This window comes from Pelobacter propionicus DSM 2379 (genome assembly GCF_000015045.1).
Classification (GTDB): domain Bacteria; phylum Desulfobacterota; class Desulfuromonadia; order Geobacterales; family Pseudopelobacteraceae; genus Pseudopelobacter; species Pseudopelobacter propionicus.
This window is the reverse complement of the sequence record NC_008609.1, coordinates 1,890,598-1,905,559: the sequence shown is the minus strand read 5'-3', so window position 1 is coordinate 1,905,559 and position 14,962 is coordinate 1,890,598. Positions and strand designations below refer to the sequence as shown.

The following is a 14,962-nucleotide window of genomic DNA, read 5'->3' as shown; positions in this document are numbered from 1 at the left end:
GCGCTCCCTGCGGGATGCCAGGCCATCGCTGGTCGGGCGGATACAAACGTTCCTACACCTGTTTTTTATCGTTTTTCTCCTGACAGAGAGCCGGATTTCCGTAAAAATTCGGGCGCCAGGGCGAACAAGTTTACCCAAAACAGTCTTTGGGATTGCAATAGACAACGTATTACAGTATGTTTTTCTGTCGTATCCGGATAAATAATTCAATGTATTTTGGAGGATGGCATGTTTGGCGAAGCGGGAAAAACCAAATTTCAGATCGATCTGCGGCAGCACCTCCGGGACCAGAATATCAGCGACAATCTCGTGCATCTCATCTGCGAGATCGCCGAGGCCAGCAAATATGTTATCAACGCCATCCGTACCGGCGATCTGGGGGTGGCGGGCACGTCAAACCTCTATGGCGAGGAGCAACTCGCCCTGGACGTGCTCTCCGACCGGATTATTCGCAAACGCCTGCAGCACTCCGGTGTTGTCTGCAACATCGCATCTGAAGAGATGGAGGAGATCTTCCAGGTTACCAGCAATCCCCAGGGGATGTTTTCCGTTGCCTATGACCCCCTGGACGGTTCTTCCCTGGTGGACGTAAACCTGGCGGTCGGCACTATCGTGGGCATCTATCAGGGAAGCGACCTGCTCCAACCGGGGCGCCACATGGTCGGCGCCATGTATATTCTCTACGGGCCACGCGTCTCCATGGTCTATTCGGTCGGCAAGGGGGTTTATGAATTCACCATGAACCAGCTGATGGAATTCACCCTCAGCCGCGAGCAGATACAGATGCACCCCTCGGGCGACATTTATTCCCCTGGCGGATTGCGCAAGAAGTACTGCGAGGGCAATGAACGTTTCATCCGCTACCTGGAGGCAAAAGGCTCCAAGCTGCGCTATTCGGGCGGCTTCGTGCCGGACATCAATCAGGTGCTGATCAAGGGCAAGGGGGTATTCATGTATCCCGCCCTTACCGACAGCCCCAACGGCAAGCTGCGCCTTCTGTTCGAGCTCAATCCCATGGCTTTTTTGATCGAGCAGGCGGGTGGGGCAGCCACAAATGGACATATGCCGATTCTGGACATCGTTCCCGAAAGTCTGGACCAACGCTGTCCCATTTACCTCGGGTGCCGTGATGACGTCGTGAAGGCGGCCGAGTTCCTGAATACCCCCTGCAAGACTCCCCACGAAGAGCCGCAACCATGAGCCTTGAAGAGCGCCCGTCGCAAGCGGGCCAGCAACTCCGGCGCCTGTGCAACGAGATTCAGCTTTTCGATCTGTGCGACCTGGAGCACTGCAGCTACAAAGAGGGTCGCTTCTGCACTCGTACGGAGTTGCTGGCCCGCTTCGAGCACATCAGCGACGAGGATGAGTGCGCGCCGCTGCGAAACGCCCGGGAAGAGGATGACCTTGACGGTGAACTTGGCGGGTACGACTCCGATTATGATGACGATGTGGGATCCGATGACGGGTTCGGCGAGCAGGAGGTGTGAACAGTGCTGAGACTGAACGCGACCGGGAGAGGGGGCGACAAACCTTCCTCCCGATCATAAGAAAACGAAGGAGCGCTGATCAATGACATAAAAATGGGGGACTTCCACTGCAGCGGAAGTCCCCCATTTTTATGGAAAACTAAACGGTACTAGCCGAGGGTATTGACCAGCTTGGTCAAGCGCGACACGGTGCGTGACGCGTTTGAACTGTGGATGACGCCCTTTGTGGCGGTCTTGTCGATGACCGGGATAGCAGCCTTCAGCGCAACGGTCGCCGCTTCCTTGTCCTTTGCCTCAACAGCCTCACGGACCCGCTTGATATATGTCTTCAGCGTCGATGAGATGTGCCTGTTACGGGCGTTCTTCTTCGCATTCTGTTTAATCCGTTTGATTGCCGACTTGTGATGTGCCAAACTGCACCTCCATGTAAACGTAGGATACGTTGATTTGATTGATTTTAAAGAGAAGTTTTTACCATCAATTACTGCCGCGTGTCAACCTAATAATATCAACTGCTAATTCGCACCTGTCTGCCATGGAACGACAGCTTTCCCTCGGCGAAGAGCCTGATCGATTCGGGAAAAATGCGGTGTTCCTCCTGGAGGATGCGTCGCGAAAGTGACTCTTCACTGTCGTCCTGCATGACCGGAACAACAGCCTGGAGAATTATCGGACCGGTGTCGGTGCCGTTGTCCACGAAATGGACCGTGCAGCCTGAAAATTTCACTCCGTACTCAAGTGCCTGCTTCTGGGCGTGCAGGCCGGGGAAGGCGGGGAGCAGCGCTGGGTGGATGTTGATGACTGCGCCGGGGAAGGCGCCTATCATCACGTCGGAGAGAATCCGCATAAAACCGGCCAGAACGACCAGTTCGACCCGATGAGTGCGCAGCACCTCCACCAGGGCATTGTCATACTCCCGCCGCGTGGCAAATGCGCCATTCGCATGGATAACCGTCGGTATGCCGTGCCGCCGTGCCCGCTCAAGGGCAAAAACACCGTGAACGTTGCTGATCACGCAGGCGATACGGGCATGTATCTCCCCAGCTTCGATACGGTCGATGATCGCCTGCAGGTTGGAACCATTTCCCGACACCAGGACGGCCAGGGTGAGCGGCTCTGCTACTGACATTACCCCTCCACGAGTTGGGTGGGGTCGCTGTTCTCCGGGCAGGCGGTGATCTCTCCGATGACCCAGGCATGTTCGCCAAGGCCGTTCAGGCGGTCGAGCATGTCATCGCAATCCTGCTCGGCAACCGCCAACACCATGCCGATACCCATATTAAACGTCCGGTACATCTCGTCGCGCTCCACATTTCCGGCCTCTGCCAGAACATCGAAGAGCAGGGGGCGCTCCCAGCTGGAGAGGTGCATGGTAGCGCGGCATCCCTTGGGCAGTACACGGGGGACGTTTTCCAGAAGACCGCCGCCGGTTATGTGGGCAATCCCCTTGATGGAGTAATCCTTGAGCAGGTTCATAATGGAGCGGACATAGATGCGGGTCGGGGTGAGCAGCTCCTCGGCGACCGTGCGGCCGGTTCCGGGAAACTCGGCGTCGATGGCAAGACCCATGCGTTCAAAGACAAGTTTTCTGGCCAAGGAGTAGCCATTGCTGTGCAAGCCGCTGGAGGCAATACCGATCAGGCGGTTACCCACCGAGATGCCCGATCCGTCGATAATTCTGTCCCGATCTACCACGCCCACCGCGAAACCGGCCAAATCGTATTCATCGTCGGAGTAGAAGCCGGGCATCTCTGCTGTTTCCCCGCCGATCAGGGCACAGCCCGCCTGCCTGCATCCCTCGGCAATCCCCTTGACAATGGCGGCCCCTTTTTCGGGATGCAGACGTCCCGTGGCCAGGTAGTCCAGGAAAAAGAGCGGCTCAGCGCCTTGGACCACGATGTCGTTGACGCACATGGCAACCAGGTCGATGCCCACCGTCTCGTGCATATCGGCCATAAAGGCGATCTTCAGCTTCGTGCCGACACCGTCCGTTCCCGACACGAGCACGGGATTCTTGTATTTAGTGGTGTTCAGTGAAAAAAGCCCGCCAAACCCCCCGATTTCCGCCATAACTTCGGGACGGAAGGTCGATTTGACCAAAGGCTTGATCATATTGACGAAACTGTTGCCCGCAGCGATATCTACCCCTGCATCCTTGTAGGTGATTCTCTGATCGCTCAAACCATGTACCCCCTTGCAGATAAAAACCTTTTGTAAAACAAGGGCCGGAAAATGTCAATTATCAAACTGGTAAAATTCATTTTCACCTTCCGCTACCCGTCGAATACACTTGACAAAACAGTATGCTTTTGGATTATTAGAAGCACCATGCTAGAAAAGTCCGCTCAAAACTTGCTGCTGTCATCGCTGCTGGTATTCATCTCCTTTTATGGGACCGCCTGCGCCGATATCTACCGCTATGATGACAGCGACGGCAGCGTACACTTCACCGATGCTCCCACGGACAAGCGCTTCAAAATATTCATGCGGGATCAGTAATTTCCGGTTAGGTCTTTGCATGTCGTCGTTTTTTCTTTAAAAGTTTGTTTTTGTGGGATTTTTGCTGTGTTCGCATCCGTTTTTGCTCTAGTTCTTCTGCTGCCTCATTGGCGATTTGGTTGCGTAATTCCCGTACCCGAGTGATGCTGACTGGTTCGTTGTGCTGCTCCCGGCAGTAAATAGCAAGAAGCAGATAGGTTATAAGGCCGCCAAGAAGCTGGACCATCAGCCCGTACTTGCTCCTGGCGATCAGGTGGTACACCTTGAGATGGCGTTTCCACCAGCCAAAGAAGGTCTCGATGTTCCAGCGGAGCTTATAGACTTCGGCGACTTGTTCAGCGGTCAGGTCGTACCTGTTGGTAGCGATCCAGTAATCTTTACCGTCAACACGGTAACCAACAAGGCGCAGTTCTTTCTCAGTCTGGTTTACGCCTTTGGTGCCGAGCATTACGATCCGGTCATAGAAGATAATACTGTCAGGATTGACGGCATTCTCTCTGATGACTATCTTGATCGTATTCTCCCTGATACGACAGACAAAGAACTTCTCGGCGGCCTGCCACTTGTCAAAGTGGTCATGGGACTGATACCCGCGATCCATAACGCCGGTTTCGCCTTTGTCGATGATCTTGTCAACAAAGGGGCGCTCACCCTCTTTACCGTCGCTGAGGTATATCTTCCTGGGAATGCCCCGGTTGATATCGAAGCCGACATGAGCCTTGGCCTTCTTTGAGCCGCTTCGGTAATCAGCCCATTCCATGGACAGCACAGCATCAATCAAAGAGCCATCTATGGATACCAGGTTGCCAAGGTGAGCGTATTCGGCCGGAAGCACTTTGCCTGCTTGCTTGACCAGATGTCCGAATACCTCACTTAGCTGCTCAAGGCCACGGTTATTGATCGCCTCGAAGAAGGCGCTCTTTTTGATCCCCTTGGGGGGAGCAACGCACTCCTTGGCAAAGTCATTCTGTTCCAGAGCCTGCAGCAGTTCGCTCCCGGAAGAAAACTCTTCAAGGTGATAGAAAATCAGGGCCTTTAGCTGATCATCAAAGGTCATTTGCAACGGGCGGTACCCCCTGGATTCAAGTTGTTTATCGGACTTGAATCTCTCAAAAACCGGGGTAAGAAGCAATTTGAAAGCACGTGCTTTTCGTCGTTGTTTCAGTCGCTTGAAAGGTCGCATGTCGTAACTCGTGTAATATTAAGTAGTTACGATGGTGGCCCGCCAATTTTTTACTAAAAGTCAAGCAAAAAAAATGTGGCATCACGCTGATTTTGTTACTTTTTTACATTCTCAAAGAACCATGCAAAGACCTAACCGGACGACGCTGATGCGGGATATAAAAAAGGACAAGCTGCTGCGCACCAAATTCAGACTGATCAACGCGGCCAATCCGTCCGAATACGAACCGCTGATCAGAACCTGCTCGGAAAAATACGGTGTCAATTCATCACTGATCAAGGCGGTCATTCACGCCGAATCCGGTTACAATCCCAACGCGGTTTCCAGCAAGGGCGCCAGCGGCCTCATGCAACTCATGCCCGGCACCGCCCGGTCGCTGAACGTGGCCAACAGCCTCGATCCCAAAGACAACGTGGAGGGCGGAGTCAAGTATCTCCGCTTTCTGCTGGACACCTTCCACGGCGACGTCTCCCTGGCCCTAGCGGCGTACAATGCCGGACTAGGCAAAGTGGCCAGATACGGCGGCATTCCTCCCTATACCGAGACCCGTACCTATGTAAACCGGGTACTTTCCTACATGCAATCCTACCAGGCCAACTGATCGATGACGACACAGACGCAAACCCCGATTCTCAACCCGCCCAACATCCTGACCATGCTGCGCATCGCGGCCATACCGCTCCTGGCGACGCTGCTCATGTCTCCGGAGCGCTCGGCGGGATTCTGGGCCGCTGCGGTCTTTGCGTTGGCCTCAATCACCGACTGGCTGGACGGCTATCTGGCGCGACGTATGGAGATCGTCACGGTATTCGGCAAATTCCTCGATCCCATTGCCGACAAACTGATCGTCATGGCCGCCCTGATCATGATACTCCCCTTTGGCCGTGTTCCCGCATGGATGGTGCTGATCATCCTGGGACGGGAAATCATCATCACCGGACTGCGCGGAATAGCCTCCAGCGAGGGCATCGTCATCCAGGCCAGCGACCTGGGCAAATTCAAGACCATCTTCCAGATTGTCGCCATACTGGGACTTTTGCTGCACTACGACTACAACTGGTTCTTCGGAATCCAGCACCCGCTGCTGCAGGTCAACATGCACAACGTGGGGATGTTCTACCTCTGGATCGCAACCCTGCTCACCGTCTGGTCCGGCGGGGATTACCTGTTCCGCTTTATGAGAGTTATCGCCCGCTGAGACTCGCTCAGCGGGTGGATGTCCCCATGAGCACCTCGATTTTCCTGCCGCCATGACTGAACAGCACCCGATCCCGCTGAACCTCGTCGACCCTGACCCCCTCGATTGACGAACCCTTTGAAACGGGAACTCCGTTAACAACCGCCACGCCCTCAGCGCCATCCTGAAAAGCGATACCATCAACCCTGAGAGTCGGTACCGGTGGAGTTGAGTCTGCGTGACTGGCCGCTAGCGGCTTCTCGGTCGCCGAATATCGCGTGTTCCCCTCCGAATCCCCCGCAGTCGTGTGCAGTTGCTGCCCACTCGGTCGGGAGCGGGGCGTGAACGGCCCGCGCAGGGGCGCAGAGGCGGCATTGCGATCCAGCCTGGCCGAATAAGGCAGAGCAACTGTGGCTGGCGACAGGGCGGGGGGACGCGGGACTTCGGCCACGCTGCTCCGCGGGGACATTGCCCGCTGAGGCGGGGGAGGGGCATGCCGGTTCCCGCTCATATAGATGTAGGTGACGGTTCCGCCGCAGACGAAGAGCAGCGCGGCCGCCAGGGCAATAGCCGTGGGCGAAATCCGGTTCGCGGGGGCAGTGCGCAGTATTTCCGCATCGATCCTCAAGGGTTCGTGCCTGGCCGCAGCCGTTTCCTGTTCCAGTTTCTTGAGTGCTTTCAGTATTGAGCTCATCGTCAATCCCCGGGTCAATTCCTGCCCAGTGACGGCGCCATCTGGGCAGCGTCGAGACGGGAGAGGAGTGCCAGGGTCAACTCTCCCCCGGAGTCGTTGGTGGGGATGCCCTGGGAACGTTGGAATCTGCGGACGGCACTGATCGTGGCTTTGCTATAGACCCCGTCTATGGCTTGACGGTAGCAGCCGGCCTGTTTCAGCATGCGCTGCAGCGTATGCAGCTCCTTGCGCCTCTCTCCGGGCACGAGGTGGGAGGGAATGCGTGCGGAGTCCCGCCAGAGCAGGTAGAAGGTGCCACTCGCCACGGGAGCCAGATCGTTTTTATCTACCTCTCCCCCCTTCAGCAGGGCAGGGGAAACGGTCAGAAGCCGCCCCTTTGCCGAAGTCACGGCAATGCAGAAACGCCCCCTCCTGTCCACTACAGTTGTGCAAACCAGAAAGGGGAGATCGAAGCGAAGCGCATCTTCCAGCGAACCCTGAAAGACAGTGCAGCGCAGATCGCGCTTGGCCGCCAGCTCCGAGAAGGTTGCGGGAACCGACATCGTCCCCTTGAATATTCGTATCGGCCTGGCCTGCCATTTGGCCATCAGGCCGTTGAATGCGCCGATGTGGGTGTCGTTCAGGCCAAGATTCAGCAGCGCCACCCTCAAGCGCCGGACCGGCTCAGTTTCTTCCTGAGAGAAAGGAATCGCCTTCGCAACGGAGAGGGAATGGGCGCCCGGGGAGAGCGCCTCCGCACCCGGCCTGGAAGGCCTCGGCGGGAGCGGGAGCGACACGACCTCCGTAGGGCGGGGTTCCGGGGAGGAAAAAACCTCCGGAAGCCACTGACCGACTATCAATCCGAAAAGACAGAAGACAACCAGAGCAGAGGCAAGACCCGCAAGGGTAAAGCCGCACCTGGAGACGCCGCTGAGTTCGTTTATGGCACGCAGAACAACGACCGGCGAAATGGTGCGGCGACCGTCGGCATAGGCCGTCAGCAAGGCGCGATCGCAGATGATATTGATCATGCGGGGAGCGCCACGGGAATAGAGGTGGATCAGTCGAACGGCCAGACGGCTGAAGGAAACACCGCCCCTGGCTCCGGCCACATCCAAACGGTGGCGGATATAGGCTCCTGTTTCATTCCCATCCATCACCCCCAGCCTGAAGCGGACGGCGATGCGTTGGTTGAGCTGGCGCAGGTTGTGCCTTTGCAGCAAACGTTCCAGTTCGGGTTGCCCCGCCAGTATGATCTGGATCAGTTTGTCGTTTTCCGTCTCGAGATTGGAGATGAGTCGGATTTGCTCCAGAACGTCGGGTTGCAGGTTCTGGGCCTCGTCGATCACCAGCACCACCGTCCGCCCCTTGCCGTTCTCTTCCAGCAGAAAACGGTTCAAACCGCTCAGCAGGTCATTGATGCCGAGGCCGTTGGTCTCGATGCCAAACTCTTGACATATGTTCAGCAACAGCTCCACGGAGTTCATGCAGGGGTTGAAAATCAGGGCAATGCGGTAGTTACCGTCCTGGAGTTGCCCCAGCAGGGTGCGCAGCACCGTGGTCTTGCCGGTACCCACTTCGCCGACCAGTTCGATGAAACCGTAGTGGCTGTTGATTCCGTAGAGCAGGTGGGCAAAAGCCTCTCGATGCTGTTTGCTGAGAAATATGAAGCGCGGGTTTGGGGTAAGGGTAAACGGTTTTTCGTCGAGGCCGAAATATCTGGTATACATGTTTTCCGTTGTGGTACTACATTTTCAGGGGAGCCCTGTGAGCTATATTCCACATAACTCACCCGTTTTCAAGTAAATTCCAAGAAAAACCATGCCGCTGCGCCCGGGGTTGCCCCAATCCGGCCGCCCTGGAAAGAGCTCATGCGATACATCAGATCATCATCAGTAACACTTGAGAATATAACAAAAAAAAGCACTATTGCTGCAGAATTTACGTCGGTGGCGGCCAGCTATCCGTTCCGGGTATCACCATCCTACGCCAAACTGATCCGCAGAGAGGGGGATGCCATCTGGAAACAGTGCATTCCTGATTTACGTGAACTGGATGACGCTGGACAGTGCCCCGACCCACTGGCAGAGCATCTGCTCAGCCCCGTGCCCGGCCTGATTCACCGTTACCCCGACCGCGTGGTGCTGCTCGTTTCCAATCGCTGCCCGGTCTACTGCCGCTTCTGCATGCGCAAGCGCCACGTGGGGGAGGGGGATGCCCCCATGGACGCCCAAACGCTGAAACAGGCAATGGATTATATCGCCGCCAATCCGGCAATTCGCGACATAATCCTCTCCGGCGGCGACCCATTGATGCTGGATGACGACTCGCTGCACCACATCCTCCAGCAGTTACGGGCCATTCCCCATGTAACCATCATTCGCATCGGCACACGCGTTCCGGTAACCTTGCCCGAGCGGGTGACCCCCGAACTGTGCACCCTCTTGAAGCGGTTTCACCCCCTGTACATCAACACCCACTTCAACCACCCGGATGAAATCACGCCGTTGTCGGCCCGGGCCTGCGATCTTTTGGCCGATGCCGGAATCCCATTGGGAAACCAGACGGTTCTGTTGCGCGGGGTAAACGATTCCCTGGATACCATGCGTTCCCTGCAGACCGGGCTGCTCTCCCTGCGGGTCAGGCCGTACTATATCCACCAGATGGATCTGGTCAGGGGTACGGCGCATTTTCGCACCCCGATCGCGACCGGTCTGGAGATCATCAGGGGCTTGCGCGGTCATGTATCGGGGATGGCGGTGCCGCAGTACGTTATCGACTTACCCGATGGAAAGGGGAAGGTGCCCATACTACCCGACGATGTGGAGCGACAGGGGGATTTACTGATTCTGAGGACATACCAGGGGGAGATGGTCAGGTATCGGGATCTGACAACGGTTGCAGATTCATAAATCCAAAACAGAAAAGCCAGAATACTTTTCTGAATTACAGCTCCTCAGGCGTGAAGCTGATTACGTCATCGATCCGTGGAGCATCGGCGAAGAGCATCACCAGCCGGTCAATCCCCAGGGCGATCCCTGCCGATGGCGGCAGGGAGGCCAGTTCATCGAGGAACGGTTCGGGGAGGGGAAGGGGCGACAGGCCAGCCTCTATCCTCCTCTCGTTAGCCACCAGGAAACGCTGCCGTTGTTCACGGGGGTCGTTCAGCTCACTAAAACCATTGGCCAGCTCAAGCCCCCCCAGATAGAGCTCAAAGCGCTCGGCAACGGATTCGTCATCGGCCTTCAGGCGGGCAAGGGACGCCATTTCGGCGGGATAATCCATCAGGATTACCGGTACATGGGTCGGCAGCGAAGACTCGATTCGGGTCACCATCAGTTCATCAAAGGTTCCATCGACCACGGCGACCGCAACATCCTTGACAGCATAGCGGGCATAGGCATCACGCACCGTAATCCGTTGTGCCTCCCGGCACGGTTCCAGACGTTGCCCCTGATAGTCGATCCCCTCACTCTTCCCACAAATCAAGGCTACCCATCGCAGCAGCTCCTGACAATCCTCCATCAGTTGACGATAGTCGCTGTCGCGCCGATACCATTCCAGCATGGCAAACTCCGGCAGATGGCGACTTCCCCGTTCATCCCTGCGCCAGCAACGGCAGATCTGAAAAATCCGCTCATGGCCGCGACAGAGCAGGCGCTTCATGCAGATCTCCGGCGAGGTATGCAGGTACCGGTCGCCAGAACCATGGGGATCGATATACTCTTCAGGCGCGTTGGCGGGAATAAGATGGGGCGTATCCACCTCCAGAAAACGACGTGAAGCAAAGAAAGACCTGATGGCGGCTACGATGTCCGCCCTCAGATAGAGGTTGTGGTCGCGGGGGTGCATGCTAATCCTGTCAAGTCGCGTAAAGCAAAAAGGGGCGAGTCACCGTGACTCGCCCCGGATGGATGCGTGTGGTCTGCTCCGTTGAATCGCTCCTTACCCCTTGACGCGGGTGGAGTATTCACCGGTGCGAGTGTCGATGGTAATCAGTTCTCCTTCCTCGATAAAAGGAGGAACCCTGAGGACATAGCCGGTTTCCACGGTTGCCGGCTTGGAGTCGTTGCCGCTGGTGTCACCCTTAGCCCAAGGGTCGGTCTGGGTAACCCGCAGGTTGACGAAGTTGGGGATAGTTACGCCGATGGCCTTCTCGCCGAAGAGCAGTACCTCCACCTTGATATTCTCCAACAGGAAATTCTTGGCATCGCCAATGGTATCCTCTTCCATGATGACCTGTTCGTAGGTCTGCTGGTCCATGAACGTGTAGTGGGTGCCTTCCTTGTAGAGGTACTCCATCTGACGTTCCTCCAGACTGGCTGGTTCGAAGGTCTCACCGGAACGATAGGTGCGATCAAGGATGGTACCGTTGATCATATTGCGCATCTTGGTACGGTAGAGTGCCTGTCCTTTGCCCGGCTTGGTGAAGTCGAAGGCGATGATGATGTAAGGGTCGCCTTCAATGATGATTTTAAGACCTTTTTTCAGGTCTGCTGCTGTGTACATATGATCCTCGCTGATAGTGGAGTAATTTGCATAATAAATGCGACAAGCCCATTCATGCGTGGATGGGCTTGTTAAAGGAAATCTGTCGGGAGGGTGTTACTTGGCGCGATAGGTAATGCGACCACGGCTCAAGTCATAGGGTGACAGTTCAACGGTAACCTTATCACCAGGGAGGATTTTGATGAAGTACTTACGCATCTTGCCAGAGATATGGGCAAGGACAATGTGATCATTTTCGAGTTTAACGCGAAACATGGCGTTGGGGAGTGGCTCAACGACCGTGCCTTCAACTTCTATTGCTTCTTCTTTGCTCATTCCGAGGGGTACCCCTTATTTGTCTGTGAATACATCCGTTTAATCAAACTGCCGTATATTACTAACAACCATGCTAAAATGCAAGGTTAATTATAGAACACTCGCAAAGCGCCCATAAGATATATTGCAACAAGTTTAATGTTAATTTATACTTAGAGCCGGGAGGTGCGACGTGAAAATTATCATACCGGCGGGAATTGGTCTAGCACTTTCGATCATCGGAGCGATATACGGCAGACAACGCAGGGATGTAGCGGCCTGGATGAAGGCGCGACGAATCGACATGAAGCCAGGAAAAGACGGGCAACGGTGCGGAGTATGCGGAAAGCCGATGGAGTTGAAGCGAATACACACCGGAAGCAGGGCGGGGGTGTATTGGGCCTGCACATCATGGCCAGAGTGCCGAAAGATTGAACGGATAGAGTAAAGCGAGTTTTGAGGACGCGAAGAGAGAGCGTCGAGGACCGTCCCGTCACAGTCGCGCACCAGATGCAAACGTGATTTGATGCTCACCTGGGAAGGCGCACGGCGGTTGTGGATGACCGGAACACCCTTGACCGGTCATTATTGTATGCCTGCGGCGCATCATGACGCGCTTTCCAACTGTTCCCACCTTGACCATAAACAATCATCTGCCAGGGATGACACCGGCCCCGATTGAGTCGAAACAGTATCAACCCCTCCCATCCCGCAAGGCGGGAGGGGAGGGGACCCGCACAATTTCGGCTCTTGATCTTCCCCCCATGAATCCTCACTGAACACTTGGAGAGAATCATACAAACGTGCGGCCCAGAGTGGGAGCGGGTACAGATCACGGTCAGCGATCACATTAGCGCCGGCACCAAGGCCAGCGTATCTACGTATCACCAAGAAGAGCGGAAAGGGCGCCATCGGTAGACCGATCACCGGCAGCTTGAGTTTTTGCAGGTTACGAAAACGGCTTTCGTACTCGGCCAACGGTCTTATTTGCGAGTCAATCATTTCTATGGTGTGGGCGATCATGATCACGTTCCACCCGAGCTTGCGGTGCTGGGTAAAGAACTCAATCCACCCCATGTTCTTTTTCCAGACGCGAGAGTTAAAAATCAGCTGCGCTTCATCCAAAAGCAAAAGACCAGCTCCCTCAGAATACGACCCGTCATCCTTGTAAACTCCCACCGCCTCAGCGCGGGGCTGTATCTTGCGTATCGCCTCCAGGGAGTCAACACGGTAAAAGCGGTTATGCATCGAAGCGGCTTTTTCATAGCGATGTTCATCGGAGAACCTACCCAATAACGTCCGACTGGCGACCACATCGGCCCAGCCGTCCACAAGGGAAAAATTGGCAGCGACTACGCCACCCTTTTTAAGATGGAGAATTGCACGAGCGACGTACGTTATGAGTTTCAACCAACGCGCAACAGGCATGATAACAATCAGCGCCATGAGGCCACAGGTCATAAAATTTGCGATTGAGACAAAAAAAGCGACCGGAAACAGCCAGTTTATCACCGCGATAATCAAAGAAGTCATCGGGCCGAGATCAAGATAGGCAGACTCCATACAGGCCGAGCCGACACAATCAGGAAACAGGCCGATTATGTACAAGGCGAAATCAACCAGGGAGTCAAAGCAGACCTGGAGGAAGTCTATGCCGTAGTTCAGGCAGGTAACGCCAAGATACTTTGCCCAGGACAACAGCCAGTTCGTGAACGATGCCAACATCAGCTTGTCCCCCTGTAGAATTTGACCATCATGACGATACAGGCAATAGACGCAATAACGGCGATAAACGACCGCATGGCAACGGCTATCGGGTCGAACATCTCAAGGCTGATTTGATACGTTTGACCGTAGACTGGGAGATTGAACACTGGCGGCGTTGGATTCGATGGCGCAATCTGGCCGAGCAAATCACCGATCTTGGGTATCAGGTAGAAAGGGAATGTCGCGGCCATTGAGCCTTTAAGGTCGGCGAAGCGAGCCCAGGAAAAAGCCTTGATTGTAGGTATATCAATGCTTGCGGCACTTTCTTTATCCGCTTCCCTGGTAGCTTCTTCTGCAACCGTTGTAGCGTTTTCAGCAGCAACCTTTTTTGCAGCGGCAGTTGCAGCGTCAGAAATGGCCGTTGCATCAGCGGCTTTTTGGGCAAGTGCCGGATTCGTCGGGTCGGCCTGGGAAGCAGTTACAGCGGCATCCCTGGCGGCAATAGCAGCTTGAGCAGCTTGTTGTGCAGCGACAAGTGCTTGTTCGCGTTCATCAGCGGCAACACCTTGAGCATTTACAGCGGCAAGTGCAGCAGGGGAAAGCGGGTCAGACGGGTACGTCAGAGGCAAACCGGTTGTATCATCCGTGAATGTAGGAATGTAGCTTTCATCTTGCAAAGCTTTATCGAGTTCAGCCTGATAAAGCTCAGAAGCGTTACCACCAGATGAAGAGCCGGTCACAGTCGAAGCAAATTGCAGAGGAGTTGCGGCAAAGGGAACGGGTGTCACCGTTGGATTGGAAGTATAGCTATAATATGCGAAATTATAATTATAGTATGGATTCCCGCCGACAGTGGTAGTCGTTATGTTGTACTTGACACCAATTGTTCCCGGCCCAAGACCGCCGACATTGACAAGCCAGCCGATACTAGTACCAGCACCAGCCGCATCCATCTGCTTGGTTCCCAGCTTATAATTAGAACCGTTATAGTTAACTATCTGGCCCACAACTGGCGCAACGGATGATGAATTCACAGTTGACGACGGAACATAACCTGGGTCAGTAAACGCATTCACCAAGTTGGGAAAAAGGGACGTCTTACCAGTGACAATGGACTTCAATTGCGCCAAGGTCTGCTTGGCGGTTACGTTCGATTCATGGAGTATTGGAACATTCGCGGCAGATAAAGCAACCCAGGCAACACCGGCTTTTCGGCGAATATCACCGGCAACGTCAACTGTGGCAACGTATCCGCTTTTCATGGCGCAGTAGACACCAGCGCCACCACCAACGGCAAGCGCACCAGCGCCGTAATACCATGCCGGGATGGTAAGCGGTAGAAAGGCAAAGGCGGCTTGTACTGTCAAAAAAAGTGATAATACGAGAATGGAAAGGATTTTTTTCATGGTAGCCCCCAGGTTGGAATGAAGGGG

General features: G+C 55.0%; 15 protein-coding genes and 2 pseudogenes. 6 read left to right on the top strand and 11 right to left on the bottom strand.

The genetic code is table 11. The features are described 5' to 3' along the window. The first annotated feature begins 228 nt into the window (after positions 1 to 228). Together PPRO_RS08845 and PPRO_RS08840 are read left to right on the top strand one after the other, a co-directional pair. On the top strand, positions 229 to 1,200 hold the full coding sequence (locus tag PPRO_RS08845; RefSeq protein WP_011735665.1) for a class 1 fructose-bisphosphatase: 972 nt from the start codon (positions 229 to 231) through the stop codon (positions 1,198 to 1,200). Beyond that, positions 1,197 to 1,487: a hypothetical protein gene (locus tag PPRO_RS08840; protein ID WP_011735664.1), complete on the top strand. Its 291-nt coding sequence runs from the start codon at positions 1,197 to 1,199 to the stop codon at positions 1,485 to 1,487. Before PPRO_RS08845 ends, PPRO_RS08840 begins: the two co-directional genes overlap by 4 nt. Positions 1,488 to 1,636: 149 nt before the next feature. Here PPRO_RS08840 and rpsT read toward each other — a convergent pair whose 3' ends face one another. The 3 genes from rpsT to purM all read right to left on the bottom strand — a co-directional run bounded on the left by rpsT (position 1,637) and on the right by purM (position 3,668). Then, positions 1,637 to 1,900: a 30S ribosomal protein S20 gene (rpsT, locus tag PPRO_RS08835; RefSeq protein ID WP_011735663.1), complete on the bottom strand. Its 264-nt coding sequence runs from the start codon at positions 1,898 to 1,900 to the stop codon at positions 1,637 to 1,639. A 95-nt stretch (positions 1,901 to 1,995) separates the two neighbouring features. Beyond that, on the bottom strand, positions 1,996 to 2,616 hold the full coding sequence (gene purN / locus PPRO_RS08830) for a phosphoribosylglycinamide formyltransferase (protein WP_011735662.1): 621 nt from the start codon (positions 2,614 to 2,616) through the stop codon (positions 1,996 to 1,998). Then, positions 2,616 to 3,668: a phosphoribosylformylglycinamidine cyclo-ligase gene (purM, locus tag PPRO_RS08825; protein WP_011735661.1), complete on the bottom strand. Its 1,053-nt coding sequence runs from the start codon at positions 3,666 to 3,668 to the stop codon at positions 2,616 to 2,618. Before purM ends, purN begins: the two co-directional genes overlap by 1 nt. Before the next feature lie 147 nt (positions 3,669 to 3,815). Here purM and PPRO_RS20860 point away from each other — a divergent pair. Next, positions 3,816 to 3,980 (top strand): annotated as a pseudogene (locus PPRO_RS20860) (DUF4124 domain-containing protein); the annotation flags it as partial. Between the two features lie 13 nt (positions 3,981 to 3,993). Here the strand turns inward: PPRO_RS20860 and PPRO_RS08815 are convergent. Further along, on the bottom strand, positions 3,994 to 5,169 hold the full coding sequence (locus tag PPRO_RS08815) for an IS4-like element ISPepr3 family transposase (RefSeq protein WP_011735659.1): 1,176 nt from the start codon (positions 5,167 to 5,169) through the stop codon (positions 3,994 to 3,996). A gap of 148 nt (positions 5,170 to 5,317) precedes the next feature. On the opposite strand from PPRO_RS08815, the pseudogene PPRO_RS08810 reads away from it, so the two are divergent. Both PPRO_RS08810 and pgsA read left to right on the top strand, forming a co-directional pair. Beyond that, a pseudogene (locus PPRO_RS08810) lies at positions 5,318 to 5,770 on the top strand (lytic transglycosylase domain-containing protein); the annotation flags it as partial. Positions 5,771 to 5,773: 3 nt separating this feature from the next. Beyond that, a complete protein-coding gene (pgsA, locus tag PPRO_RS08805) occupies positions 5,774 to 6,367 on the top strand; it encodes a CDP-diacylglycerol--glycerol-3-phosphate 3-phosphatidyltransferase (protein ID WP_011735657.1) in 594 nt (197 codons plus the stop codon). A 7-nt stretch (positions 6,368 to 6,374) separates the two neighbouring features. Here pgsA and PPRO_RS08800 read toward each other — a convergent pair whose 3' ends face one another. Further along, positions 6,375 to 7,040, bottom strand: coding sequence for a hypothetical protein (locus PPRO_RS08800; RefSeq protein WP_011735656.1), 666 nt, complete (start codon positions 7,038 to 7,040; stop codon positions 6,375 to 6,377). Positions 7,041 to 7,054: 14 nt separating this feature from the next. After that, entirely contained in the window at positions 7,055 to 8,749 is a 1,695-nt protein-coding gene (locus tag PPRO_RS20120) for an ExeA family protein (RefSeq protein WP_011735655.1), read from the bottom strand. Positions 8,750 to 8,890: 141 nt separating this feature from the next. On the opposite strand from PPRO_RS20120, the gene PPRO_RS08790 reads away from it, so the two are divergent. Continuing rightward, positions 8,891 to 9,931 carry a KamA family radical SAM protein gene (locus tag PPRO_RS08790; RefSeq protein ID WP_011735654.1) on the top strand — a complete coding sequence of 347 codons (1,041 nt, stop codon included), beginning with the start codon at positions 8,891 to 8,893 and terminating at the stop codon, positions 9,929 to 9,931. Positions 9,932 to 9,965: 34 nt separating this feature from the next. Here the strand turns inward: PPRO_RS08790 and epmA are convergent, their stop codons facing one another. The 5 genes from epmA to PPRO_RS08765 all read right to left on the bottom strand — a co-directional run bounded on the left by epmA (position 9,966) and on the right by PPRO_RS08765 (position 14,935). Further along, a complete protein-coding gene (gene epmA / locus PPRO_RS08785; RefSeq protein WP_011735653.1) occupies positions 9,966 to 10,871 on the bottom strand; it encodes an EF-P lysine aminoacylase EpmA in 906 nt (301 codons plus the stop codon). Positions 10,872 to 10,964: 93 nt separating this feature from the next. Beyond that, on the bottom strand, positions 10,965 to 11,528 hold the full coding sequence (gene efp, locus PPRO_RS08780) for an elongation factor P (RefSeq protein ID WP_011735652.1): 564 nt from the start codon (positions 11,526 to 11,528) through the stop codon (positions 10,965 to 10,967). A 96-nt stretch (positions 11,529 to 11,624) separates the two neighbouring features. After that, complete coding sequence (infA, locus tag PPRO_RS08775) at positions 11,625 to 11,843, bottom strand: translation initiation factor IF-1 (RefSeq protein ID WP_011735651.1); 219 nt, start codon at positions 11,841 to 11,843, stop codon at positions 11,625 to 11,627. A 585-nt stretch (positions 11,844 to 12,428) separates the two neighbouring features. Further along, positions 12,429 to 13,547, bottom strand: a complete 1,119-nt coding sequence (locus tag PPRO_RS08770) for a zonular occludens toxin domain-containing protein (RefSeq protein ID WP_011735649.1) — start codon at positions 13,545 to 13,547, stop codon at positions 12,429 to 12,431. After that, positions 13,547 to 14,935 (bottom strand): hypothetical protein, encoded by a 1,389-nt coding sequence (locus PPRO_RS08765; RefSeq protein WP_011735648.1) that lies wholly within the window; start codon positions 14,933 to 14,935, stop codon positions 13,547 to 13,549. Before PPRO_RS08765 ends, PPRO_RS08770 begins: the two co-directional genes overlap by 1 nt. Positions 14,936 to 14,962 lie beyond the last annotated feature (27 nt).

Excerpts from the sequence above, each read along its gene's own strand:
- PPRO_RS08765 (WP_011735648.1), bottom strand. The coding sequence starts at position 14,935 with ATGAAAAAAATCCTTTCCATTCTCGTATTATCACTTTTTTTGACAGTA.
- infA (WP_011735651.1), bottom strand. The coding sequence starts at position 11,843 with ATGAGCAAAGAAGAAGCAATAGAAGTTGAAGGCACGGTCGTTGAGCCA.
- PPRO_RS08790 (WP_011735654.1), top strand. The coding sequence starts at position 8,891 with ATGCGATACATCAGATCATCATCAGTAACACTTGAGAATATAACAAAA.
- PPRO_RS08815 (WP_011735659.1), bottom strand. The coding sequence starts at position 5,169 with ATGCGACCTTTCAAGCGACTGAAACAACGACGAAAAGCACGTGCTTTC.
- efp (WP_011735652.1), bottom strand. The coding sequence starts at position 11,528 with ATGTACACAGCAGCAGACCTGAAAAAAGGTCTTAAAATCATCATTGAA.
- PPRO_RS08845 (WP_011735665.1), top strand. The coding sequence starts at position 229 with ATGTTTGGCGAAGCGGGAAAAACCAAATTTCAGATCGATCTGCGGCAG.
- epmA (WP_011735653.1), bottom strand. The coding sequence starts at position 10,871 with ATGCACCCCCGCGACCACAACCTCTATCTGAGGGCGGACATCGTAGCC.
- purN (WP_011735662.1), bottom strand. The coding sequence starts at position 2,616 with ATGTCAGTAGCAGAGCCGCTCACCCTGGCCGTCCTGGTGTCGGGAAAT.
- PPRO_RS20120 (WP_011735655.1), bottom strand. The coding sequence starts at position 8,749 with ATGTATACCAGATATTTCGGCCTCGACGAAAAACCGTTTACCCTTACC.
- pgsA (WP_011735657.1), top strand. The coding sequence starts at position 5,774 with ATGACGACACAGACGCAAACCCCGATTCTCAACCCGCCCAACATCCTG.
- PPRO_RS08840 (WP_011735664.1), top strand. The coding sequence starts at position 1,197 with ATGAGCCTTGAAGAGCGCCCGTCGCAAGCGGGCCAGCAACTCCGGCGC.
- PPRO_RS08770 (WP_011735649.1), bottom strand. The coding sequence starts at position 13,547 with ATGTTGGCATCGTTCACGAACTGGCTGTTGTCCTGGGCAAAGTATCTT.
- PPRO_RS08800 (WP_011735656.1), bottom strand. The coding sequence starts at position 7,040 with ATGAGCTCAATACTGAAAGCACTCAAGAAACTGGAACAGGAAACGGCT.